Raw genomic sequence first — 22,593 nt, forward strand, 5'->3', positions numbered from 1 at the left:
TGTGATAAATAAATTTCAAAGAAGATTATTCTGAAAAAATTCTTCGAACAAGAATATACGAAAGAACTTTCCCGCGTAACCCGAGTAATCTGTATGTCGGGAGGAACAATAACATGCGTGGCAGTATCAGATGCTCGGACCCTTTGACGATGATGTGCCGCGTGGTGGATGTGGCCCGGCGCATGGATCTGGGGTTCACCCGGCTGGAGTTTCAGCAGCAGGGCAATCAGGGGTACGCCCTGGATTTCACACTCGATGACGACAACGCGCAGAGGGTGAACACCTTCGTGCAGCGCGTCGGATTGTATATCGACCTGGCAGAGGAGACTGTTGATGTCTGAGGAACGTGCCCCGCGTCTTCACGTGCCCGAACCCGAGCTGCGGCCCGGCGATGATCCCGATTTTTCTCATGTGGAGATCCCCCGCGCCGGTGCCGTGCGCCGTCCGGATCCCGGTGAAAACCCCGAGGAAATGCGCGATCTGGCCTTTTCGATCATCCGCGTGCTGAACCGGAATGGCGAGGCTGTCGGCCCCTGGGCGGGCAGCCTGAGCGACCAGGAAATGCTGGAGGGGCTGCGCCACATGATGACCCTGCGCGCCTATGATGCGCGGATGATGACGGCACAGCGTCAGGGCAAGACCTCATTCTACATGCAGCATCTGGGTGAAGAGGCGATTTCCTGTTCCTTCCAGAAAGCCCTGCGCAAGGGCGACATGAATTTCCCCACATATCGTCAGGCCGGATTGCTGATCGCCTCGGGCTATCCGCTGGTCAAGATGATGTGCCAGGTCTATTCGAATGAAGGCGACCCGGTGCGCGGCCGCCAGTTGCCGGTGTTCTACAGTTCCAGGGAACATGGCTTCTTTTCGATCTCGGGCAATCTGGCGACGCAATTCGTGCAGGCCGTCGGCTGGGCCATGGCCGCCGCCATCAAGGGCGAGCACAAGCTGTCGGCGGCGTGGATCGGTGACGGCTCGACTGCCGAAAGCGATTTCCACGGCGCATTGGTCTTTGCCTCGACCTACAAGCCGCCGGTGATCCTGAATATCGTCAACAACCAATGGGCGATTTCGACCTTTCAGGGCATCGCCCGTGGCGGGGCGGGCACCTTTGCCGCGAGGGGGCATGGTTTCGGCCTGCCGGCGCTGCGTGTTGACGGGAACGACTATCTGGCTGTGCATGCCGCCGCGCAATGGGCGGTCGAGCGGGCCCGCCGCGATCTGGGGCCGACCCTGATCGAATATGTCACCTATCGCGCCGCAGGGCATTCCACCTCGGACGATCCTGCCGCCTACCGCCCCAAGGAAGAGGGCAACGCATGGCCGCTGGGTGATCCGATCCTGAGGCTGAAAACGCATCTGATCGGCAAGGGGCTGTGGAGCGAAGAGCGTCATGTTCAGGCCGAGGCCGAGGTCATGGACATGGTGATCGCCGCCCAGAAAGAGGCCGAAGCCATCGGCACGCTGCATTCCGGCAAGCGCCCCAGTCCGCGCGACATGTTCGAGGATGTCTATGCCGAGATGCCGCCGCATCTGGTGCGTCAACGTCACGAAGTGGGATACTGACATGGCCCGGATGACAATGATCGAAGCGATCCGCGATGCCCATGCGGTCGCCATGGAAAGAGACCCGGATGTCGTGGTCATGGGCGAGGATGTCGGCTATTTCGGCGGGGTGTTCCGCTGCACCGCCGGATTGCAAAAGACCTTTGGCGTGGAACGCTGCTTTGACACCCCGATCAGCGAATTGGGCATTGTCGGCACCGCCGTGGGCATGGCCGCCTATGGGTTGAAGCCCTGTGTGGAAATCCAGTTTGCCGATTATATGTATCCCGCCTATGATCAGATCGTGTCCGAGGCGGCGCGGCTGCGCTATCGCTCGGCGGGAGAGTTTACCTGCCCGATGGTGGTGCGCATGCCGACTGGCGGGGGGATTTTCGGCGCCCAGACCCACAGCCAGAGCCCCGAGGCCCTGTTCACCCATGTGGCCGGTCTGAAAACCGTCGTGCCCTCGAACCCGCAGGATGCCAAGGGGCTGTTGCTGGCCGCGATCGCCGACCCGGACCCGGTGATCTTTCTTGAGCCGAAACGTCTGTATAACGGGCCGTTCGATGGCCATTTCGACCGACCATCGAAATCCTGGAGCAAGCATGAACTGGGCGAGGTCAATCCCGGCTATTACGAAGTGCCTCTTGGCAAGGCCAAGGTGTTGCGCGAAGGCGCGGCGGTCACTCTGATCACCTATGGCACCATGGTTCATGTTGCCCTGGCCGCGGTCGAGGAAAGCGGCGTCGATGTCGAAGTGATCGACCTGCGCACGCTGCTGCCGCTGGATCTGGAGACACTGGTGGCCTCGGTCAACAAGACCGGGCGCTGCATCATCCTGCATGAGGCGACGATGACCTCGGGTTACGGTGCCGAGATCACTTCGCTCATCCAGGCCGAGTGTTTCTATGCGCTCGAGGCGCCGCTGCTGCGTGTCGCAGGTTGGGATACGCCCTATCCGCATGCGCAGGAATGGGACTATTTCCCCGGTCCGGCCCGCGTCAAGCGTGCCATCGCAACCGTCATGGAGGCCTGAACCATGGTCGAGCATTCCTTCAAGCTTCCCGATATTGGCGAAGGCATCGCCGAGGCCGAACTGGCCTGCTGGATGGTCAAGCCGGGCGACATCATCCGCGAGGATGACGTCATCTGCGAGGTCACCACCGACAAGGCCTCGGTCGAAATTCCCGCAGCGGTCGGCGGCAGGGTCGTATGGCTGGGTGCGGAGCCGGGTGAGACGATCGCCATCGGCAGCGAATTGATCCGCATCGAGTCAGATGCAAATGCCCCCATCCCCGAGATCGTCGAAAATCCACCCGGGCCCGAACCCGCGCTGGTGAAGGAAGCTGCCAAAACAGCCACGATTGCGGACAAAGCCCCCCCGGCGCCGGCCCATCGCGACGGGCCGCATGTTCCGGCAAGAGGGGCGACAGGCCGGCCCTTGGCGGCGCCGTCGGTTCGCGGACGCGCGCGCGACATGGGTGTCGATCTGCGCCAGATCCGCGGCTCTGGCCCCGCTGGACGCATCCTGCATGAGGATCTTGACGCCTTTCTTGCCCGTGGCCCCGAAAGCCCCCCTCCCGGTGCCTTGCAGCCCCGCGACGCGACCGAGGAAATCCGCATTACCGGCGTTCGCCGCAAGATTTCCGAGCGCATGTCCTTGTCGAAATCGCGCATTCCGCATTTCTCGATCATCGAGGAGGTGGATGTCGAGGCATTGGAAGAACTTCGCGCCAAGCTCAATGCCCGTTTCGGGGAAACGCGCGGGCGGCTGACCGTGTTGCCCTTCCTGCTGCGCGCGCTGTCCGAAGCGGTGCTGGATCATCCCGAAGTCAATGCCCATTACGATGACGAGGCCGGGTTGGTCACCCGCTATCAGGCTCTGCATTGCGGTATCGCAACACAAACGGACAGCGGGTTGATGGTTCCGGTCCTGCGCCATGCCGAGCAACATAGCCTTTGGGACGTGGCTGCGGGCATCCGGCGCCTGTCCGACGCGGCCCGCACCCGTCGCTCTCTGCCCGAGGAACTGTCCGGCTCGACCCTGACCGTGACTTCGCTGGGTCCGCTTGGCGCGATTGCCACGACCCCGATCATCAACCACCCCGAGGTCGCCATTGTCGGTGTCAACAAGATCGCCATCCGCCCCATGTGGAACGGCACCGCCTTCGTGCCGCGCCGGATGATGAACCTGTCCTGCAGCTTTGACCATCGCGTCGTCGATGGCTGGGTCGCGGCGGAATTCGTCCAGAAACTGAAAAGCCTGCTGGAAACTCCGGCAATGATGTTCATGGAGTTGGGCAATGACTGATCTCAGATGCAAATTGCTGGTGATCGGCGGCGGGCCGGGTGGCTATGTCTGCGCCTCGCGCGCGGCGCGGATGGGTGTGGATACCATCCTGGTCGAGGGCAACCGCGTCGGGGGCACCTGCCTGAATGTCGGCTGCATTCCCTCCAAGGCGCTGATCCATACCGCGCAGTCTTATCATCATGCGCTGCAGCAGGCGGCAGGTGCGGCGCATGGCGTCCATGTTTCCGATCCCCGGCTGGACTGGAACGAAGCCGGCGAGTGGCGCAATGATGTCGTGTCCCGGCTATGCGCCGGCGTCACCGGCCTGCTGGAACGCAGCGGCGTCAAGAGCCTCAGCGGCTGGGCGACCTTCCGCGATGGCAAGACTGTCGAAGTTCGCGGCGAAACCGGGGTCACCGTGATCCGGGCCGAGCATGTGGTGATCGCCACCGGATCGCGACCGGTCGATCTGCCCGGATTGCCGATCGGGGGAAGGGTGCTGGATTCCACCGGCGCGCTGGCGCTGGATCACCTGCCCGAAAGCATCGCGGTCGTCGGTGCGGGCTATATCGGGCTGGAACTGGGCACGGCCTTTGCCAAGCTGGGCAGCAAGGTCACCATGATCGAGGTCGGTCCTCGTATTCTGCCGCTCTATGACGAAAAACTTACCCGGCCTGTCCGCCGCCGTCTGGATGATCTGGGGGTCGAACTGATGCTGGACACCAGGGTCACCGGTTGGGATGAGGGCAGTTCCACGCTGAATCTGCTTGGTGGCGACGCGGAATCTGCCCTGAATGTCCAGCATGTGCTGGTCACCATCGGCCGTGCGCCCAATACCGACGGGCTGGGGCTGGAAGAGCTGCACCTGCGACAGTCCGGCCCCTTCCTGGAGATCGATGATCGCTGTCAGACCTCGATGCGCGGTGTCTATGCCATTGGCGATGTCACGCCCGGCCCGATGCTGGCCCATCGCGCCATGGCCCAGGCAGAGGTCGTGGCGGATGTCGTGGCCGGCAAAGCCGCCGCATGGGATCGCATCTGCGTGCCCGCCGTCTGTTTCACCGACCCCGAGATCGTCAGTGTCGGGGCTTTGCCCGGTGAAGTGCCCGAGGATATCAAGGCGGTAGTCAAGGAATTTGCGTTCCGCGCCAATGGCCGGGCCTTGACGCTGGATGATGTCGAAGGCTTCGTGCGCATCGTTTATCGCGAAACCGATCACCTGATCCTTGGCGTGCAGGCCACCGGCCCCGGCGTCTCGGAACTGGTGTCAGGCTTTGCGCTTGTGATCGAGGCAGGTCTGCGTCTTGAAGATGTGGCTGCCACCATCCATGCGCATCCGACCATCAGCGAGGCCTTTCAGGAAGCCGCCCTGTTGGGGGCCAGCATGGCAAATCACGGCTGATGGGCTGAATGCCCAACAAGGCTGATCCGCCCGCCTGATGGCGGATCATGCCGTTTCAGTGCCCCAGAACCTGATCGAGAAACATCCTTGTGCGTTCATGCTGGGGGGCGCCAAAGAAGGCTTTGGGTGCAATTTTATCCGCCTCGCTGCGGGACAGGCCGCGCAAAGACATCGGGGCAAGGGTGCAGTTTTCCAAGATGGTCATATGCGGAAACAGGTTGAACTGCTGAAAGCACATGCCGACTTCAGCGCGGAGCTGACCGATATTCTTCATGCTCGAATTCAGTTCGATCCCGTCCACCTCGATCCGACCCTGCTGATGGGTTTCCAGCCGGTTGATGCAGCGGATCAGCGTGGATTTCCCCGAGCCGGAAGGTCCGGCGATGACGATGCGTTCGCCCCGTGCCACGGTAAGATCGATGCCGCGCAGTTCCTTGTTGCGCACCGCCATGATCCAGATGCGGTCGATGTCCTCGGCGGCCTGAAACAATGCGGCGCTGTCACCTGAACGCGGGGTCAGTGCCGAACGTGCCACCGCATGTGCCATGGCCTCAAGATCGTCATTGCTGAGCACCTGTCTTGTCCGGCTTTACGCGGTCAAGCCACTGCGGCTGCTGGCGATCCATTACATCGACATCATGCGGGCGATCCCGGTGCTGGTGGTTCTGATCCTGGTCAATTATGCGCTGCCCTTCGCCGGGATCGTCTTTTCCTCTTTTCACCGCGGCGACCATCGCGCTGTCGCTGGTGCTGGGCGCTTGCACGGCCGAGGTCGTGCGCGCGGGTGTCGAACGCATGCTTCAGGCTCTGGAAGACATATTGGGGCAGTGATGGCCCTGCATGGCTCCCGGTGATTATCGGAAGATCCGGGCGATCTCTCTTTCGCTCAGCAGCTTCCACTGACCGGGCGCCATGTCCTCGGGCAGGGACAGGCCGCCCACGCATTCGCGGTGCAGCTGTTCGACATGGTTGCCCGCGGCCGCGAACATGCGACGCACCTGATGATAGCGACCTTCGGTAATGCTCAGCCGCGCCTCCCGTTCCGAGATCATTTCCAGCTCGGCCGGGGCAAGCGGTCGATCCTCGCCCTTCAGCATCAGATCGCCAGAGGCAAATAACGAACCTTCCCGGCCCGTCAGCGGGCGGGCCAATCTGGCGCGATAGGTCTTTTTGACATTGCGCCGGGGGCTGGTGACACGGTGCAGCAACTCGCCATCATCGGTCAGCAGCAAAAGACCGGAGGTCTGCTTGTCCAGGCGACCGATGGTCGAGATTGGCGGTTCGCGCCGTTTCCAGCGTTCGGGCAGAAGATCATGGACCAATGCGCCATGTTCCTTGCGCGAACAGATCATGCCCGAAGGCTTGTTCAACAGGATGACCATGCCCGGAATCGGATCAAGCGGCGCGCCGTCGATCACCATGCGCCTGGACAGATCGGGGGTGACAGGGATGCGTTTGGTGGCGTCCGGCATGGCAGCACCATCCAGACTGATCCGGTGTGCCCGCGCCAAGCGAGCCATTTCCTTGCGCGTGCCATATCCCATCGAAGACAGCAGCTTGTCGATGCGCGAGGTGGGAGTTCTTGCCATTGCCTTTGGTTCCACAAATCATGCGAAGAGCCCGCAGGGCAGTCCGCCCACAGCCTGAATCGCAAGCGCAGGCAGGGCGCAGAATATGCTGAATGAACTGGGCAGAACCGTGATTGATTTCAAGGGCCTGCATCAGCCGATATTGGTTGCGCCATGATCGAGGGGTTTTCAATCCCTGGAAAGCGGCTGCGTGCAAGGTTTTCGACGCCGCACCCCATCAACAGCTCGACATCCGAGGAGGACAGCATGGGGGCAGGAACGCCGTCCTTGCTTGCATCGGCCTCAAAGCTCCAGGGTGGCTCGTCAGCCCAGCCAGCCGGATTTCCAGCCATCGGCAAGATAGGTCAGGGATGCATTCAACGGGATCGTGCTGCCGCCGCCGGACATGGCATCGAAGCTCAACAGCAGGCTGTCCTTGACATCATTGACTGTTTTGTCAGTCGACTGCCACGACAAGTGAAAACTTTATTCCGGCCTTGAAAGCGCGGCCAGCAAGACTTGGCGACAGATCTCCTGTTCATATCACCTCCAGCACGCGCCAACACAGGAAGTCCAGCGGGATCAGCACCAGCAAAGGGGCCCCGAGACCAATCCAGGCTGCGTTGATCCGATGCTGCTGATCGGTAGACCAAAACAGCAAGGTGCATAGCAGGATTGCCTTCAACATGGCCTGGTGCCGTGACGATCCCCGAGGCTTTGCGCTGGCGCTGACGATTGGCGCGGATGGTTCGTCATGGCGATCGAGGGGTTGCAGATCGGGCACAGCAGCTCCGAGCTGGCGATCTGGCTGGGCTATTCCGCTCCGTCGGCCTTTGTTGCGGCCTTTCGCCGTCGAAGCGGGATGGCGCCAGAAGAATGGCGCCACCGCTCGTGATCCGGCTTCAACGGCTCTGGAAATAGTTCATCGGCACCATCAGATAGGATCGTCCGTTGTCTTCGCTTTCTGGAATACGCCCGCCGCGAATATTCACCTCAAGCGCCGCCAACATGAGCTTGGGCAGTGGCAGGGTCGCATCCCGTGCATCGCGCAAGGCCCGATATGCGCTGCGCGATGGTGCGATTTTTCAGTGGATATTCTCTGCCCGGTGTCGGGCCACGGTGGACTCGCATTCTGCGGCCCGGTCCGGTGCCTGTTCGTCTGACTCAGATAATAGTGGCTTTCATCATCCAGAGTTCCTTTTCGTGCCATTCCAACCGGTCGGTCAGTATGCCGGCGCTGACCCCGTCACCGGCATACTCGGCGGTTTCGATGGCATTGTGCAACACCATAGTCAGGGCCTCTTGCCCGGCGATGAGCTTGGTCCGCATGTCATCGCCTGATTGCGCGGGTTTCGATCTGCTGCCGGTCCATTCTGCTATTTGCCGCGTCGGGGTGGGACTGCAAGGACATCAAGCTGCGATGTCCGCAGGATATGTTCGGTCACACTGCCGATCAACAGCTTTGCGAGACCGCTTCGCCCATGGGTCGACATCACGATGAGATCGGCCTTTTCCGTTTCTGCCACCTTCAGGATCTCATGATGCGCGGGGGCCGCATTCTGCCGGGCCAGAGGCACGATATTGCCCAGCTTTGCCTTGCTCATGAATTCGGTCAGATTTCGCAGCGCCGTCTTGTGTTCGCCGGCCAGATAATGTTGCCGGTCCTCCTTTGGCACCGTATGCGACATGACAAGGCGCAGCGCCGGGGCATCAAAGACATGAAGCAATGTGTTGCTTGCGTCGGTGACGATCCCAAGGCGTGCGACGCGTTGCAGCGCCTCGCCCGAACTGTCCGAAAGGTCGGTTGTCTGCAGGACATGGCGATAATTTCCGGCGGGATAGGCGTTCACCATCAGAACGGGGCAGCTGGCCAGCCGAATTGTCCGCTCGGCAGTGGTGCCGATGAAAACATCCTTCAGCATCTTGCGCCGATGCGGGCCGATCACCAGCAAATCGGGATCTGACTCTTCAATTGCCTGAAGTATCCCTGCGAAGGGCGAGGCCAGAATGACCCGCGTCTTACAGGTCACGCCATCGATTTTTCCCAGCGTGGCTGCCGTCTGCTGAAGCAATGCAACAGCCTCGCTGCTTCTGGCCTCGATAATCCGGCGCGGCTGGTCGTCATCGACGACATGGACAAGCGAGATTGCGGCCCCGAATTGCCGGGCAAGCAATGTTGCGCGCCTCAGCGCCCTGTCCGACCGTTCGGAGAAGTCCGTGGCAACCATGATTTCCTTCATTGCTTCCGATCCTTCAACGACGCGCGCAGCTGGGCAACAAAATCATCACCAGAACGCATCAAAACATGTCTGCGGCAGATAAATCGCATTATAATACGCTATAATATACCAAATGTGGTGAAAAGGCGTCAAAATGCCAAGCGATCAATATCACACCGTCAAGGAGGTCGCCGAGCTGCTGAAGGTCAGCGAGATGATGGTCCGGCGCTGGATCAAGGATGGCGAGCTGCGCGCGATCGATATCGGCAAGGGCTGGCGGATCGGCTCGGAGGATCTCGACATTTTTCTGGCACGTCACGCCACGCAGCCGGCTGACCAAACTCGTGCCACGACAGGCAAGCGGCCAGAGGCGTCCGACGGGCAGGAAAGTGGGGAATAGGAAGATCCATGGAAGTTTTCGTTCAATCCGCCTTTGGCGAAATCGCGGCTTTGCTGGTCATGGCTGCGGTGATCGGTTTCCTTGGGATCATCCTGCGCCAGCCACTGATCGTCAGTTTCATCGCGGTCGGTCTGATTGCGGGGCCGTCGGTGCTCAATGTGGTGCGCTCGACCGAAGAGATCAGCCTGCTGTCCGAGCTCGGCATCGCCGTGTTGCTTTTCCTTGTCGGGATCAAGCTGGATGTGAAGCTGATCCGCTCACTGGGGGCGGTGTCATTGCTGACCGGGTTGGGGCAGGTGGCCTTTACATCGATCTTTGGATATCTGATCGGCCTTGCGCTGGGTCTGGGCAGCACGACCAGCATTTATGTCGCAGTCGCGCTGACCTTTTCTTCGACGATCATTGTCGTGAAGCTTCTGTCCGACAAACGGGAAATCGACTCGTTGCATGGGCAGATCGCGCTGGGATTCCTGATCGTGCAGGATCTTGTCGTGGTTCTGGCGATGATCGTTCTGTCGGCCATTGGCATTGGCGCTGTCACCGAAAGCGGCGGGCATGGCAGTGGTTCCGTGCTGAGCGTTCTTGCCTCGGGCGTGGCCATGGTGGCGCTGGTGATCCTGTTCGTTCGCTATGTCGCCAATCCGTTGACCGAAAGACTGGCACGCGCGCCCGAGCTTCTGGTGATATTCGCCATCGCGCAGGCGGCGATATTCGCCGCGGTCGGGGATCTGGTCGGGCTTGGCAAAGAGGTGGGCGGCCTGCTTGCGGGCGTCTCGCTGGCCTCGACCCCCTATCGCGAAACGATCGCCGCGCGTCTTGCGCCGCTGCGCGATTTCCTGCTGCTGTTTTTCTTCATTGCGCTGGGTTCGGCGCTTGATCTGTCATTGCTGGGCGCGCATGTCACCGGGGCGATCATCTTTTCGCTCTTCGTGCTGATCGGAAACCCGTTGATCGTGCTGATGATCATGGGTTCGCTAGGCTATCGCAAACGCACCGGCTTTCTTGCCGGGCTGACCGTCGCGCAGATCAGCGAATTCTCTCTGATCTTCATTGCCATGGGCGTTTCACTTGGTCATGTGCAGGAGGACGCGCTTGGCCTTGTGACCATGGTCGGCCTGGTCACGATTGCCGCATCCACCTATATGATCACCTATTCACACCGGCTTTACGCCTTGTTCGAGCCGCTACTGTCCCTGTTCGAGCGAAAGGGCACCCCGCGCGAGCCTTCGGATGCGGGGGCGCATCATGATGACAGTTTCAAGGTGATCATCTTTGGTCTGGGCCGGTTCGGCACTGCCATTGGCATGCGGCTGAAAAAGCGGGGCGTCCGGGTGCTGGGGGTCGATTTCAACCCCCTGGCGATACGACGCTGGCGTGAACTGGGGCTTGAGACCGAATTCGGTGACGCCACCGACCCGGAATTTCTGGCAGAGCTGCCCATGGGGCGCGCGCAATGGATTGTCTCGACGGTGCCGATCCACCCCACCGGGCTGAGCTATGAAGACACACGCATGACATTGCTGCAACTGGCCCGCAATTCCACCGGCTTTTGCGGACGGATCGCCGTGGCATCGCATCATCCTCGGGACACCGAAGAATTGTTCGCGTCGGGCGCTGATCTGGTTCTGGAGCCGTTTCAGGACGCTGCCGATCGCGCCGTGGACATGCTTTGCGGTGGTGCCGAGGAAGAGCGCACCGAAATTCCGATAATCGGGACGGAAGAGCAGCAGGTTTCATAGCCGCGCATCGGGCAGGCGGCAGGGGCTGTTCGGTCCCGGCAATGCAGTGAAATGCCGGGACCGAGATCAATCATCACGGCAAGCCTTGACCGTTGATCTCGATGTCAAAGATGCGCAGCGGCGCGCCGGGCTGGGCGCTGTCGGCACGCAACCGAAAGATGGCGCGATTTGGCTGTCCGAAATTGGTGAAATCCGCATTGACGGTGATCATCCCCTGCAGCATGGGCTGATCAGGGTCGGGCGCGATACGGGTGATCTCGCCCTGAAAATCCTGTGCGCCGTAGAGGATATCCGCCCCGTGTCCTGCCAGTTCGGGAACCATCCCGGCAAAGAAATAATCCGGCGCAAGGGTCGGCCCGAACGGGTTTTCCTCCGCGCTGCGCTGTGTTTCAAACGCGGCATAAAGATCGCCCACCAGACGGGCCGCGTCATTGATCATGGCGTCGCCCGGCCCTGTCTCGACAGCCGCTCCATCCGCGTCGGGCTGAATCTCTTCAAGCCCGTCCTCCATCAGGAAACGTTGCGCGACCCAGCCTGCCTTGCTGAAATCAGAGCTGCGCATCAGGCACCATCGCGGCGGCAGGTTCTCGCGCTGCGGGTCGGTCAGGCGATGATAGATCGAGGGGATCAGCAGCGGCACGCAGGTGATCTGCTCCAGCCCGCGCGCATCGGGCGGCAGGCTGTCGATCACCAGATATTCGGTGCCCGGCCCCATGCGCATGTTCAGCACATCATCCCTGGCCACGCCGGTCACGCGCCATGCATCCGGCCCGTGACCATCGATCTCGGCCCTTGCCATCGGCGCGGCAAGAACAGCGGCGCCGGACAGCGCCAGACCGGTCATGAGACGGCGCATCATTTCACCTCGACCACAAAGCGGCCCAGAAGCTTGCGGCCCGAGATATCCAGAAAGCGGATCTCGTAGAGCCCGGCCTCATCAGGCATGTTCATCTCGATGCTCTTTGCCTCGCCGATCTTCTGTGTGGTGATCCAGCTGAAATCCGGCTGATCCTTGCGGGCAAGCGCGATCCGTTGGTCGGCACCGTCGCCTTTCCCGGTCCAGGTCACGGTGATCGTTTCTCCCGGAGCCGCAGTTTCAGGCGCCGACAACCCGGCACCCTCATCAAGCGGCGCATCCGCTTCCACAACCTCCAATGACGCGCTGGCCAAGGTTTTATTGCCCTCGTCCAGCACATAGCGGATCTCGTAAAGGCCTGTTTCCACAGGGGCGGTCAGCCGGCCCTCGGTCTTGTCGCGCACCCGCAGATGGGTGTGCCGCGTGCCTTCATCCGCCCCCGCCGGGACGATGGTTACAAAGTCGCTGGCGTTGATGATGGATGACCAGACGATATCGATCTGCGTTCCAGCCCGCGCCGTGCCTGGACCGGAAATGCCCATTTCGGGCTCGACGAGTTCGACCGATGCGGAGCCGATGGTCTTGTTGCCCTCATCCAGCACATAGCGGACTTCATAGAGGCCCGGCTCGGCCGGTGCGGTCAGTGCGCCTTCAAGGTCGTCGCGGGCGCGGATATGATTGTGTCGCGTGCCTTCATCGGCATCGGCGGGGACGATGGTGATGTAGTCCGCCGGGTTGACCGTGCGATCCCATGAGATGTCGAATTTGGCGCCGGTGGGGACCTCGGCGGGGGCGGTCACTGTCACGCCTGCCTCGACGAGTTCGACCGGTGCGGAGCCGATTGTCTTGTTGCCCTCATCCAGCACATAGCGGACTTCATAGAGGCCCGGCTCGGCCGGTGCGGTCAGTGCGCCTTCAAGGTCGTCGCGGGCGCGGATATGATTGTGTCGCGTGCCTTCATCGGCATCGGCGGGGACGATGGTGATGTAGTCCGCCGGGTTGACCGTGCGATCCCATGAGATGTCGAATTTGGCGCCGGTGGGGACCTCGGCGGGGGCGGTCACTGTCACGCCTGCCTCGACGAGTTCGACCGGTGCGGAGCCGATTGTCTTGTTGCCCTCATCCAGCACATAGCGGACTTCATAGAGGCCCGGCTCGGCCGGAGCAGTCAGTGCGCCTTCAAGGTCGTCGCGGGCGCGGATGTGATTGTGCCGGGTGCCTTCATCGGCACCGGCTGGGACGATGGTGATGTAATCCGCCGGGTTGACCGTGCGATCCCATGAGATGTCGAATTTGGAGCCGGTGGGGACCTCGGCGGGAGCGGTCACTGTCACGCCTGCCTCGACGAGTTCGACCGGTGCGGAGCCGATGGTCTTGTTGCCCTCATCCAGCACATAGCGGACTTCATAGAGGCCCGGCTCGGCCGGAGCAGTCAGTGCGCCTTCAAGGTCGTCGCGGGCGCGGATGTGATTGTGCCGGGTGCCTTCATCGGCATCGGCTGGGACGATGGTGATGTAATCCGCCGGGTTGACCGTGCGATCCCATGAGATGTCGAATCTGGCGCCGGTGGGGACCTCGGCGGGGGCGGTGACGATGACCTGCGGCATGGCTGGCTCGGGTTCGGGTGGGGCAGGGGGCGCGTCCATCGCAGTTTGGACCTGATCCAAAGCATCCTGGAGTTCATCCGCATTGCCTGCCGGAACAAACACCCCGCCGGTATTTTCGGCGATGCAGGCCAGGCTGGCTTGTGCGGCGTCGTCCAGATCAAAGCCGACAACATGCGCGGTAAATTTCACGCCCTGTTTGGCAAGCTGCGCCGACAATGCGCAGGGGTCGGCATTGCAGGTCTCGACCCCATCGGAAATCAGCACGACGGTCGCAGGATTGTCGCGATAGGACAGCAGATTGGCGGCATGTTCCACCGATGCGGAAATCGGCGTCTTGCCGACCGGTTTGATCGCGTTGACGGTGGCAATAAAGCTGTCCCGGTTTACCGGACCGGGCGGAATCAGGGTTTCGATATCGGTGCAATCGCCCTGGCTGCGGTGGCCATAGGCAACAAGGCCCAGATTGGTCCCGGCGTCCCAATCCTTGACCAGATCGGCCAGCACCTCGCGCGCAATTTCGACCTTGGACCTGCCATCGATCTGGCCCCACATGGAGCCCGAGCCATCATAGACTATCACCACGTCATCCGCAGCCTGCGCCGATGTCGCGCAAGCGATGGCGCCAAAAATTGCCATGGTTGCAAGTTTTGATGCGATCGGTTTCATGTTTCGTCCCTCCATGCGCCATCCTGTTGAAAGCGCTCCGATATGGTCCCGCAGGACAATATCTTATCATAGCAACAATGTGTGGCGCCCTGTCACCGGCAATCTGATCGTGGCACAGGTCGCATCCGCTGCTTTCGCGCGGTGCAAGGACAGATTCCACCGGCAGGACATGATCCCGCGCGCCGGCCGCCCTGCCACGCTGTGGCTTTGGCGGGCGCACGGGATATTCCCGGATCAGATCACTCCGAAGGAACGCATGGCCTCGGCAACCTTGACGAATCCGGCGATATTGGCACCCAGAACATAATTGCCGGGCGCACCGTATTCATCCGCGGTTTCTGCACAGGTGTCATGGATGCCCTGCATGATCGAGGCAAGCCGGGCCTCGGTCTGTGCAAATGTCCAGCTGTCACGCGACGCGTTCTGCTGCATTTCCAGCGCCGATGTTGCCACACCTCCCGCATTGGCCGCCTTGCCGGGCGCAAACATGACGCCTGCCTCCTGAAAGGCGCGGATGGCTTCGGGCGTGCATGGCATGTTTGCACCTTCGCCTACCGCAATGACTCCGTTCTTGATCAGTGTCGCGGCATCCTTGCCGGAAAGTTCGTTCTGGGTCGCCGAAGGCATGGCGATGTCACATGGCACATCCCAGACTGACCCCGTGGAAACGAAATGGACCCCGTTGCCTTTGGCGCGCGCATATTCGGAAACACGCAGCCGTTTGACTTCCTTGATCTCTCTCAGAAGGGCCCAGTCAATGCCATTGTCATCGACAATATATCCGCTGGAATCCGAACATGCGACGACCTTTGCACCGAACTCCTTGACCTTCTGGATGCTGTAAAGCGCCACATTCCCCGAACCCGAGACGACGACCCGCTTGTCTTCGAAATCCGTCGATTTGGTGGCCAGCATGGCCTGAATGAAATAGGCATTGCCATAGCCCGTGGCCTCGGTCCGGGCGCGGGATCCGCCATAGGTCAGGCCTTTCCCTGTCAGCACGCCAGCCTCATAGCGGTTGGTCAGGCGTTTGTACTGACCGAACATATAGCCGATTTCGCGCGCACCGACGCCGATATCTCCGGCGGGAACGTCGGTGTATTCACCGATATGGCGATGCAGTTCGGTCATAAGTGACTGGCAGAACCGCATGATCTCGGCGTCCGAGCGGCCCTTGGGGTCGAAATCCGATCCGCCTTTGCCGCCACCGATGGGCAGCCCGGTCAGGGCGTTCTTGAATATCTGTTCGAAACCCAGAAACTTGATGATCCCGATATTCACAGAGGGGTGAAAGCGGATACCGCCCTTGTACGGGCCTAGGGCCGAGTTGAACTGGACCCGAAATCCTCGGTTGATCTGGACCTGACCCCGGTCATCTACCCAGGGGATGCGAAAGATGATCTGGCGTTCCGGCTCACAAATCCTCTCGATCAGCGCATCGTCAAGATATTGCGGATGCTTGGCAACCACACGGCCAAGGCTCTCGAGAACCTCCTTGACCGCCTGATGGAACTCGGTTTCGCCGACATTACGTTGCAGAACCTGATCAAAAACGGGCTGCAACTTCTCATCTATGCTGCTCATACGGGCAATTTCCTTTCAAGACGGCCACGCTTTGTGCAAGGTGCGTAATTTATCAGCAAAATTGGCCGCCAGGCACAAGCCCTGCCTCGGGAAAAAGCATTATTAGTTGATAATTTGTGTCATGAATGGCGTTGCGGGTGCCGTCACATGACGGGAAGATTACCCGAGCTGCCCGAAAAAATTCGGGTTTGCCTTTCTGCTTGGCGGAGGCGGCGCTTTACCCGTCGCTGTCCCTGACCGGCACGGTTGGTCGCAGCGAGGGCGCGGCCTATACCTCGGCCGGGTGGGTTCTGTGCAGAGCTTTACTGTTCATGGTCACGTCCCCGCACAGACCACACCGCCGCCCGGCAACTATTTCGATACGGTGGTCGTTGCGATCACCTATTGAAGCGGCGCGATACCTGGTCTTGGTGACCGCCCGGCCACCATCGGGCCGCCGGGCGACAGATTCAGAAGTTGCGCCCCGGCGCGGGACCGCTGATATAAGTCGCCGGAACATAGTCGCGGTCGGTCACATTATCGATGCCCACCTGCAGCTCGACCCCTTCCAGCGCTCCTTGCTGCGGGCTGTAGGTCGCATGGATGTCGTGGACACCATAGCCTCCGCGATGTGTTCCATCGGGCTTGTCGCGGCCAGCGGCCAGAATGCTGGGCATGCCCAGTTTCCAGGCCGCGCTGGCCTGCCATGCCGCTGTCAGCACGACCCTGTCGTTTGGCCGGGTGTCCAGAATATCGCCATCCTGATCATCGCCATCAACCACCGATACGGCTGCCCCGAATTGCCAGTCGCCCGCCAGATAGCTGGCCTCCAGCTCGCCACCGCGCAGATAGGCCTTGTCGATATTGGTATAGCTGGGGCTGGGCGCGGGCAGGTTCGTGCGCACGATCATGTCGTTGATGTGGTTGCGAAACAGTGTCATCTTCACCGTCAGCTCGTCATCCGCGCGCAGCAAAGCTGTCGATTTATGGGACAGGCCGATCTCGACATTCTTGTCCTGTTCGTCCTTCAGGTCCAGCGATGCCGCGCCGCCCGCGAAACCGTCATACAACTCGTCCACAGCAGGCATGCGGTTGACGAATGCGACCGACCCAAAGGCCGACCAGCGCTCATTCAGTCGACAAAGAACCGAAATCTGCGGTTCGATGGACTCGGAATCGACGCGTTCATCGCTGATCGTGACGCTGTCCTTGGGCTCGGTCCGCTGGCGTTCGTAGCGCAGGCCCGAATTGATGGTCCAGCGGTTCCATTCAAGTTCGGACCACGGAAAGACAGCCGCCGAACGGGTATATCCCTCGGGGTGCGAGGTTGAAATGGCGGTGCTGCTGCGATCCTGCCTGAAGGTCTCGGCCCCCACGGACAGGAAAAGGCTATAGGCCGCACCCGACAGATCGGCCGCTACACCCGGTTTCAAGACGGTGAACATGCCGCGATGACCCTCGACCCCGAAATCGACATGCGGATGTTAACGCGCCATTGGGTCCATGCCTTTGCCGTCGATATCGACGGGCACCGCTCGATCCAGGTTTTCGACGCCGCGGGCGTGGCCGTTCACAAAGTTCATCTGCGCGAAAGCACTGACCTTGCCGCATTTGCCGCCGTGACCGCCGAGCTTGCGCTGCCCGACCAGCAGGGCCTGTCCGATTTCGCCCCTCGTCCCGCCCCCGAGGGCGCGCGCATCGTCGAAGACAACATTTCGACCCTGCGCCAGGAATGGGCGCGGATGACGGACACGCATCAATTCGACAGGCTGGTCCACCGGCTCAAGATGAACCGGCTGGGGCCAATCGTGCGGCGGGCGCGCCCCTGGTCCGCCTGCTGGCGGTGTCTTCGGTCATGATGATGTTCGAGGCCATCCGCGACCGCGACATGCAGGTGATGTTCTTCGTTGGCAACAGGAGCTGCATCGAGGTCCACTCAGGTCCGATGAAGGATCTGCGCCAGATGGGGCCGTGGCTCAATGTGCTGGATGAAGGTTTCAACCTCCATCTGTGCGGCGACCATCTGGCCGAGATCCGGGCGGTAGAGAAGCCCACCCGTCGCGGTCCGGCGCTGTCGGTCGAAGCGTTTGATTCCGATGGAGAACTGATTTTCCAATGCTTCGGGATGCGGCAGGAAAGGAACGGTGATCCCGAGGCATGGGCCTCACTTGTGGCGGAATTGCCCGGAGAAGAAGGCGCATGATGCTGCGTCTGATCTTTGGTCTGTCGGTGATCGCCGGGCCGGTGCTTGCCGATCAACATCCCGAGGCAGGGCGCGTTCTGTCCATCGGCGGCGCGGTCACAGAGATCGTTCATGTGCTTGGTCAGCAGGACCGCCTGGTTGCGCGCGACAGCACGTCAAGCTTTCCGCCCTCGGTCGAGGCGTTGCCCGATGTCGGCTATATCCGCGCGCTGTCTGCCGAAGGGGTGTTGTCTGTCGAGCCGGACCTGATCCTGGCCGAAGAAGGTGCCGGTCCCCCCGAGGTTGTCGCGTTGCTGCGTGACAGCGGGATTCCCTATGAGACCATTCCGGGCGGGACCGATGCCGATGGGCTGGCCGCCAAGATCGAGGCCGTGGCCGAGGCGCTTGGCGTCCCGGAAGCGGCTTCTGAGCCTGTGGCCAAGCTGCGCGCGGATCTGCAGGCCGCCGCCGAGGTCGCGCAGAGGCAGGATCCCGCACGCGTGATGTTCATTCTGTCGGTTCAGGGGGGCCGGATCATGGCCTCGGGCACCGGGACCGAGGCGGATGCAATGATCAACCTTGCCGGGGCGATCAATGCCATTGACGCATTCGAAGGTTATAAGCCCGTTACCGATGAGGCCATCCTCGCTGCGGCGCCCGATGTCATTCTGATGATGCTGCGTGGCGAGGCGAGCGCCAGCCATGGCGCACCCGATGACCAGCTGTTTTCCCTGCCGGCACTTGCCCCGACACCGGCGGCCCGGGACGGCCGCGTGATCCGGATGGATGGGCTTTATCTTCTGGGTTTCGGTCCGCGGACCGGCAAGGCTGCCCGCGATCTGCATGATGCCATCTATGGTGAAGCTCATGGTCGCGATTGACGTTCCGCACGCGCCAATTGCCGGAGACCGCAGTCGCAGGGGCAGGGGCGCAGCGATCGGACTGGCCGCGTTGCTGCTTGTCGTGGCTGCGCTGGCGCTGGACCATGGCGCTGCGGGAACCCCGGCATGGGAGGTCCTCGGCAAGATCATGACCGGGCATGAGGTCACGCAGGCCGACCGTATCGTGGTTCTGCAAATTCGCCTGCCGCGCCTGCTGACAGGTCTTCTGGTCGGCGCGTCCCTGGCCATGTCCGGCGCGATCATGCAGGGGCTGTTTCGCAATCCGCTGGCCGATCCCGGTCTGCTGGGCGTCAGCGCCGGAGCAGGGCTGGGTGCCATCGCGGCCATCGTGCTGGGCGGTATGCTGCCCGCAACCATGGCTGCGGCGATGGGCTGGCATATGGTTCCGATTGCCGCCTTTGCCGGGGGGTGGGTTTCGATGATCACGCTTTACGCCATCGCCACGCGCAGGGGGCGCACCTCGATTGCGACCATGCTGCTGGCCGGGATCGCTCTGGCGGCGATGATTGGCGCGCTCTCGGGGTTGATCGTGTTTCACGCCGATGACGACCAGTTGCGCGATCTGACCTTCTGGGGGCTGGGATCTCTGGCGGGCAGCAGCTGGCCGAAACTGGCTGCCGCCGCGCCGCTGATCATCGCCGGGCTGGCGGCCGCGCCCTTTCTTGCACGCGGTCTGAACGGGCTTGCCCTGGGCGAGGCTTCGGCGGCCCATGTCGGCATCAATGTCCAGCGCATCAAGGCTGTCGCCATTCTGTCCGCTGCGTGCGCGACCGGTGCTTCGGTCGCCATTTCCGGCGGGATAGGTTTTGTCGGTATCGTGGTGCCGCATCTGCTGCGGCTGATTTCCGGCCCTGATCACCGCTGGCTGCTGGTGAATGCGGCGCTGTTGGGCGCCACCGTTCTGATCGGGGCGGACATGATCAGCCGCAGCGTGGTTGCTCCGGCCGAATTGCCCATTGGCATCGTCACCGCAATGATCGGCGGGCCGTTCTTCATGTGGGTGCTGTTGTCAAATCGCAGGACGCTGGACGAATGAAGCTTGTAGCCGAGAATATCGACCTCTGGCTTGGACGCAGACAGATCCTGCATCAGGTCGGGCTGACCGCCGCGGCGGGGTGCTTCACCGTCATTATCGGCCCGAACGGGTCGGGCAAGACCACTCTGTTGCGCAGCCTGACCGGAGATGTCGCGCCGCGACGCGGGGGTGTCACGCTGAACCGCGTCGATATCGCATCCTGTCAGGCGCATGACTGGCCGCGATGCGTGCGGTCCTGCCACAGCACAGCACGCTGTCCTTCCCTTTCACGGCATCCGAGATCGTCAGCATCGGGTTCGCGACCCGTCCTGTGGGCAGGGCAGAGCGTGCCGCCCTGATCGCCGCCGCCCTTTCGAAGGTCGGTTTGCCGGGACGCGGAGGCGAGATGTATCAACAGATGTCGGGGGGCGAGCAGCAGCGCGTCCAGCTGGCGCGCGCTTTGGTGCAGGTCTGGCATCCAATGACGCAACAGGGGCCTTGCTGGCTGTTTCTGGACGAACCTGTCAGCAGCCTCGATATCGCGCATCAGATGACCGTCATGCGGATCGCCGCCAATTACGCGGCATCTGGTGGCGGGGTCGTCGCGGTCATGCATGATCTGAACCTGACGGCCATGTTTGCCGACCATGTCGTGCTGATGCATCAAGGCCGCGTGACCGCAGAAGGCAGGCCGGAACGGGTGATGACCAATGAACATCTGTCCCAGGCCTATGGCTGCAACCTGCGGATCAACCATGCCCCCGATGACGGGGTCTGGATGCTGCCTCAGGCTGTTGGCGCATAGGGATCGTCATTGCCAGGCTTTCACAAATTGAATTCCATGGCCAGCCGATGACAGCCCGCCGGATCTATCAAGAGGGCAACCATGTTGAACCGCATCATCCGCAATCGTCAAAGCCGGGGCCACAGGCTGGAAAACCTTGATCGGACCGAGGTCGAGATCTTGCGCATCGCGCGCCGCATCTTTCACGGCCTTGCGACCACCGCGCATGACCCGATGTCACTGGAACAGGCGCTGGAGGTCGATCCTGACAGATTGAATTCGGTGGTCCCGCTGCGCCTCATGCTGGTCATCAATGCCATGCGACGCGCTCGCAGCAGCTGTTTCATTTATGCCAACCCGTTCTGCCCGCGATGCCAGAGCCGGCTGACACCGGAAGAACGCCTGTTCGTCGCGGTGTTTCGGGCCGTGGTGCAGCAGCAGAAAACGATGGCTCATGCAAATGCGATGATCCTTTGCGAGGGCGGAGATACCCGCGCCTTCCTGAGCCAGATGCAAGAGCTGGCACGGCTTGTTCCCGCGCAGGCCGGTTGATCCATCTGCATCAGACCCGGCCCGTCGGCCAAGACGGGCCAGACTGCATGACAGTCGTCCGCGGGAAAGTCTGGTATTCGGGATTTCGCCATCCCCGTTCAGACATCCCGTTTCAGCGTCTCGCGCTCGACCCGTGTCAGGTGATGTCTGGCTTCCTCCAGATCTCCTCCGGTCATGCGCAGATATTTGCGCCACAGGCGCAGGGCGGATTGCGCAGACCACAGCAGGGCAGAATGCATCAGCCATGCGCGCAGATCCGGTGGCAGTCGGTCATAGGCTGTCATCGGGTCGACGGTTCTGCTGCGCCGCTTCAGGTTGCTGCGCGTGTTTCCTTGCTGATGGATACGCGCCATCATGCGGCCCGTGGATCGTCCTGCCATTCAGGGAAGGGATCAGCCATCCCGGCCCATTCCTCAGGCGCAAGTCGCTGCGTTGGCTTGATCAGTGCGCCATCCAGCGCAGAGATGATTGCCGATTTGTCCATCCCGGCGCCGATAAAGACCAGCTCTTGTCGGCGGTCGCCGAATGGTTCTTGCCAGTGGCGCGCCAGATAGGCCCTTGCCTCGGGATGATCGGGGCGCCTCTCTTCGGGCACGCTGGCCCACCAGCGCCCCAATGGGCGCACGCTGCTGATCGCACCGGCCAATGAGAATTCGGCCAGCCAGTCGGGGCGTGTCGCAATCCAGAAATGTCCCTTGGCGCGCAAAACGCCGGGCAGCGGGCCGTTCAGAATGACGACATCGGCAAATTCGATCTGATCCACCAGCAAATCCACCAAGGTCCGCTGGTCGTCGCTGCCGATTTCCTGACCGTGATCCTTCAGGAAATCATGGCTGGCGTAATCGCCCAGCAGGTTCACCGTATCCACGACCGTCACCATGGTGTCCAGCCGCGCGACATCTGACAGGCTGTCGCCATATTCATCGCGAAAATCGAAGGTTGCCGCGACCGGCAAGGGTTCCGATACGCCGGTTGATTCAATCAGCAGATAGTCAAACCGCTCCTCATTGGCCAGCCGCCGCACCTCTTGCAGCAGATCATCGCGCAGGGTGCAGCAGATACAGCCATTTGTCATTTCGACCAGCTTTTCTTCGCTGTGGCTCAGACCGGCACACCTTCCCGGATCAGGTCGGCATCGATATTCACTTCGGACATGTCATTCACGATGACCGCAACTCGACGGCCATCGCGATTGTTCAGGGTTTTGTTGAGAAGCGTGGTCTTGCCTGCACCGAGAAAACCCGAAAGGACGGTGACGCGCAGACGTGTATCTTTCTTATTCATTCCGGGTCTTTGCCTTGTG

23 protein-coding genes and 4 pseudogenes are annotated in these 22,593 nt (G+C 61.4%); 16 read left to right on the forward strand and 11 right to left on the reverse strand.

The genetic code is table 11. The annotated features are described in order from the left end of the window. Positions 1 to 113: 113 nt before the first annotated feature. From JHW44_RS14650 to lpdA, 5 genes are read left to right on the forward strand one after another with little or no spacing between them, the layout of a single operon-like run. Positions 114 to 341: a hypothetical protein gene (locus JHW44_RS14650; RefSeq protein ID WP_089345537.1), complete on the forward strand. Its 228-nt coding sequence runs from the start codon at positions 114 to 116 to the stop codon at positions 339 to 341. Continuing rightward, complete coding sequence (locus JHW44_RS14655; RefSeq protein WP_089345536.1) at positions 334 to 1,566, forward strand: 3-methyl-2-oxobutanoate dehydrogenase (2-methylpropanoyl-transferring) subunit alpha; 1,233 nt, start codon at positions 334 to 336, stop codon at positions 1,564 to 1,566. The genes JHW44_RS14650 and JHW44_RS14655 overlap by 8 nt, the downstream gene beginning before the upstream one ends. A gap of 1 nt (position 1,567) precedes the next feature. Continuing rightward, positions 1,568 to 2,581: an alpha-ketoacid dehydrogenase subunit beta gene (locus JHW44_RS14660; protein WP_089345535.1), complete on the forward strand. Its 1,014-nt coding sequence runs from the start codon at positions 1,568 to 1,570 to the stop codon at positions 2,579 to 2,581. Positions 2,582 to 2,584: 3 nt separating this feature from the next. Then, complete coding sequence (locus JHW44_RS14665; protein ID WP_089345534.1) at positions 2,585 to 3,856, forward strand: dihydrolipoamide acetyltransferase family protein; 1,272 nt, start codon at positions 2,585 to 2,587, stop codon at positions 3,854 to 3,856. Then, positions 3,849 to 5,237, forward strand: a complete 1,389-nt coding sequence (gene lpdA / locus JHW44_RS14670) for a dihydrolipoyl dehydrogenase (protein ID WP_089345533.1) — start codon at positions 3,849 to 3,851, stop codon at positions 5,235 to 5,237. Before JHW44_RS14665 ends, lpdA begins: the two co-directional genes overlap by 8 nt. Positions 5,238 to 5,364: 127 nt before the next feature. Here the strand turns inward: lpdA and JHW44_RS14675 are convergent. Next, positions 5,365 to 5,688, reverse strand: a pseudogene (locus tag JHW44_RS14675) (ATP-binding cassette domain-containing protein); the annotation flags it as partial. Between the two features lie 115 nt (positions 5,689 to 5,803). Between JHW44_RS14675 and JHW44_RS14680 the strand changes: the two are divergent. Then, positions 5,804 to 6,029, forward strand: a pseudogene (locus JHW44_RS14680) (ABC transporter permease subunit); the annotation flags it as partial. 62 nt (positions 6,030 to 6,091) lie between these two features. Here JHW44_RS14680 and JHW44_RS14685 read toward each other — a convergent pair. Then, entirely contained in the window at positions 6,092 to 6,826 is a 735-nt protein-coding gene (locus JHW44_RS14685; protein WP_089345532.1) for a 16S rRNA pseudouridine(516) synthase, read from the reverse strand. A gap of 733 nt (positions 6,827 to 7,559) precedes the next feature. Between JHW44_RS14685 and JHW44_RS14690 the strand changes: the two genes are divergently transcribed. After that, entirely contained in the window at positions 7,560 to 7,700 is a 141-nt protein-coding gene (locus tag JHW44_RS14690; RefSeq protein ID WP_143811481.1) for an AraC family transcriptional regulator, read from the forward strand. Between the two features lie 7 nt (positions 7,701 to 7,707). On the opposite strand, the gene JHW44_RS14695 is transcribed toward JHW44_RS14690, so the two are convergent. The 3 genes from JHW44_RS14695 to JHW44_RS14705 all read right to left on the reverse strand — a co-directional run bounded on the left by JHW44_RS14695 (position 7,708) and on the right by JHW44_RS14705 (position 9,045). Continuing rightward, positions 7,708 to 7,857, reverse strand: a complete 150-nt coding sequence (locus JHW44_RS14695; RefSeq protein ID WP_179217777.1) for a hypothetical protein — start codon at positions 7,855 to 7,857, stop codon at positions 7,708 to 7,710. Positions 7,858 to 7,969: 112 nt separating this feature from the next. Continuing rightward, entirely contained in the window at positions 7,970 to 8,134 is a 165-nt protein-coding gene (locus tag JHW44_RS14700; RefSeq protein WP_143811480.1) for a ferritin family protein, read from the reverse strand. A gap of 47 nt (positions 8,135 to 8,181) precedes the next feature. After that, the gene (locus JHW44_RS14705) at positions 8,182 to 9,045 is read right to left on the reverse strand and encodes a universal stress protein (protein WP_089345531.1); all 864 of its coding nucleotides are present in this window, start codon (positions 9,043 to 9,045) and stop codon (positions 8,182 to 8,184) included. Between the two features lie 133 nt (positions 9,046 to 9,178). On the opposite strand from JHW44_RS14705, the gene JHW44_RS14710 reads away from it, so the two are divergent. Further along, a complete protein-coding gene (locus JHW44_RS14710; RefSeq protein WP_089345530.1) occupies positions 9,179 to 9,424 on the forward strand; it encodes a helix-turn-helix domain-containing protein in 246 nt (81 codons plus the stop codon). Positions 9,425 to 9,432: 8 nt separating this feature from the next. Then, on the forward strand, positions 9,433 to 11,163 hold the full coding sequence (locus JHW44_RS14715) for a cation:proton antiporter (protein ID WP_218822606.1): 1,731 nt from the start codon (positions 9,433 to 9,435) through the stop codon (positions 11,161 to 11,163). A 73-nt stretch (positions 11,164 to 11,236) separates the two neighbouring features. Here the strand turns inward: JHW44_RS14715 and JHW44_RS14720 are convergent, their stop codons facing one another. The 3 genes from JHW44_RS14720 to gdhA all read right to left on the reverse strand — a co-directional run bounded on the left by JHW44_RS14720 (position 11,237) and on the right by gdhA (position 15,876). After that, positions 11,237 to 12,022 (reverse strand): SH3 domain-containing protein, encoded by a 786-nt coding sequence (locus JHW44_RS14720; RefSeq protein WP_179217776.1) that lies wholly within the window; start codon positions 12,020 to 12,022, stop codon positions 11,237 to 11,239. After that, positions 12,019 to 14,292, reverse strand: a complete 2,274-nt coding sequence (locus JHW44_RS14725) for a VWA domain-containing protein (RefSeq protein ID WP_179217775.1) — start codon at positions 14,290 to 14,292, stop codon at positions 12,019 to 12,021. The genes JHW44_RS14720 and JHW44_RS14725 overlap by 4 nt, the downstream gene beginning before the upstream one ends. A gap of 234 nt (positions 14,293 to 14,526) precedes the next feature. Further along, complete coding sequence (gene gdhA / locus JHW44_RS14730) at positions 14,527 to 15,876, reverse strand: NADP-specific glutamate dehydrogenase (protein WP_089345527.1); 1,350 nt, start codon at positions 15,874 to 15,876, stop codon at positions 14,527 to 14,529. 292 nt (positions 15,877 to 16,168) lie between these two features. On the opposite strand from gdhA, the gene JHW44_RS14735 reads away from it, so the two are divergent. Beyond that, the gene (locus JHW44_RS14735; RefSeq protein WP_218822605.1) at positions 16,169 to 16,264 is read left to right on the forward strand and encodes a spore coat protein U domain-containing protein; all 96 of its coding nucleotides are present in this window, start codon (positions 16,169 to 16,171) and stop codon (positions 16,262 to 16,264) included. 61 nt (positions 16,265 to 16,325) lie between these two features. Here the strand turns inward: JHW44_RS14735 and JHW44_RS14740 are convergent, their stop codons facing one another. Continuing rightward, on the reverse strand, positions 16,326 to 17,300 hold the full coding sequence (locus tag JHW44_RS14740; RefSeq protein WP_089345526.1) for a TonB-dependent receptor domain-containing protein: 975 nt from the start codon (positions 17,298 to 17,300) through the stop codon (positions 16,326 to 16,328). A gap of 6 nt (positions 17,301 to 17,306) precedes the next feature. Between JHW44_RS14740 and JHW44_RS14745 the strand changes: the two genes are divergently transcribed. The 6 genes and pseudogenes from JHW44_RS14745 (at position 17,307) to JHW44_RS14770 (ending at position 21,290) form a co-directional block, all read left to right on the forward strand. After that, positions 17,307 to 17,714, forward strand: a complete 408-nt coding sequence (locus JHW44_RS14745; protein ID WP_245847352.1) for a ChuX/HutX family heme-like substrate-binding protein — start codon at positions 17,307 to 17,309, stop codon at positions 17,712 to 17,714. Then, on the forward strand, positions 17,711 to 18,058 hold the full coding sequence (locus tag JHW44_RS14750; protein ID WP_245847350.1) for a ChuX/HutX family heme-like substrate-binding protein: 348 nt from the start codon (positions 17,711 to 17,713) through the stop codon (positions 18,056 to 18,058). Before JHW44_RS14745 ends, JHW44_RS14750 begins: the two co-directional genes overlap by 4 nt. Beyond that, positions 18,058 to 18,918, forward strand: a complete 861-nt coding sequence (locus JHW44_RS14755; protein WP_089345543.1) for a heme/hemin ABC transporter substrate-binding protein — start codon at positions 18,058 to 18,060, stop codon at positions 18,916 to 18,918. The genes JHW44_RS14750 and JHW44_RS14755 overlap by 1 nt, the downstream gene beginning before the upstream one ends. Continuing rightward, positions 18,905 to 19,975, forward strand: a complete 1,071-nt coding sequence (locus JHW44_RS14760; RefSeq protein ID WP_089345542.1) for a FecCD family ABC transporter permease — start codon at positions 18,905 to 18,907, stop codon at positions 19,973 to 19,975. The genes JHW44_RS14755 and JHW44_RS14760 overlap by 14 nt, the downstream gene beginning before the upstream one ends. Continuing rightward, positions 19,972 to 20,759 (forward strand): annotated as a pseudogene (locus JHW44_RS14765) (heme ABC transporter ATP-binding protein). The gene JHW44_RS14760 and the pseudogene JHW44_RS14765 overlap by 4 nt, the downstream one beginning before the upstream one ends. A gap of 81 nt (positions 20,760 to 20,840) precedes the next feature. Beyond that, complete coding sequence (locus tag JHW44_RS14770; protein ID WP_089345525.1) at positions 20,841 to 21,290, forward strand: hypothetical protein; 450 nt, start codon at positions 20,841 to 20,843, stop codon at positions 21,288 to 21,290. Positions 21,291 to 21,388: 98 nt separating this feature from the next. On the opposite strand, the gene JHW44_RS14775 is transcribed toward JHW44_RS14770, so the two are convergent. Together JHW44_RS14775 and JHW44_RS14780 are read right to left on the reverse strand one after the other, a co-directional pair. After that, complete coding sequence (locus tag JHW44_RS14775; RefSeq protein WP_089345524.1) at positions 21,389 to 21,646, reverse strand: DUF6525 family protein; 258 nt, start codon at positions 21,644 to 21,646, stop codon at positions 21,389 to 21,391. Continuing rightward, positions 21,643 to 22,574 (reverse strand): annotated as a pseudogene (locus JHW44_RS14780) (GTP-binding protein). The gene JHW44_RS14775 and the pseudogene JHW44_RS14780 overlap by 4 nt, the downstream one beginning before the upstream one ends. Positions 22,575 to 22,593: the final 19 nt, after the last annotated feature.

This window comes from Paracoccus seriniphilus, assembly GCF_028553745.1.
Taxonomy (GTDB): Bacteria; Pseudomonadota; Alphaproteobacteria; order Rhodobacterales; family Rhodobacteraceae; genus Paracoccus; species Paracoccus seriniphilus.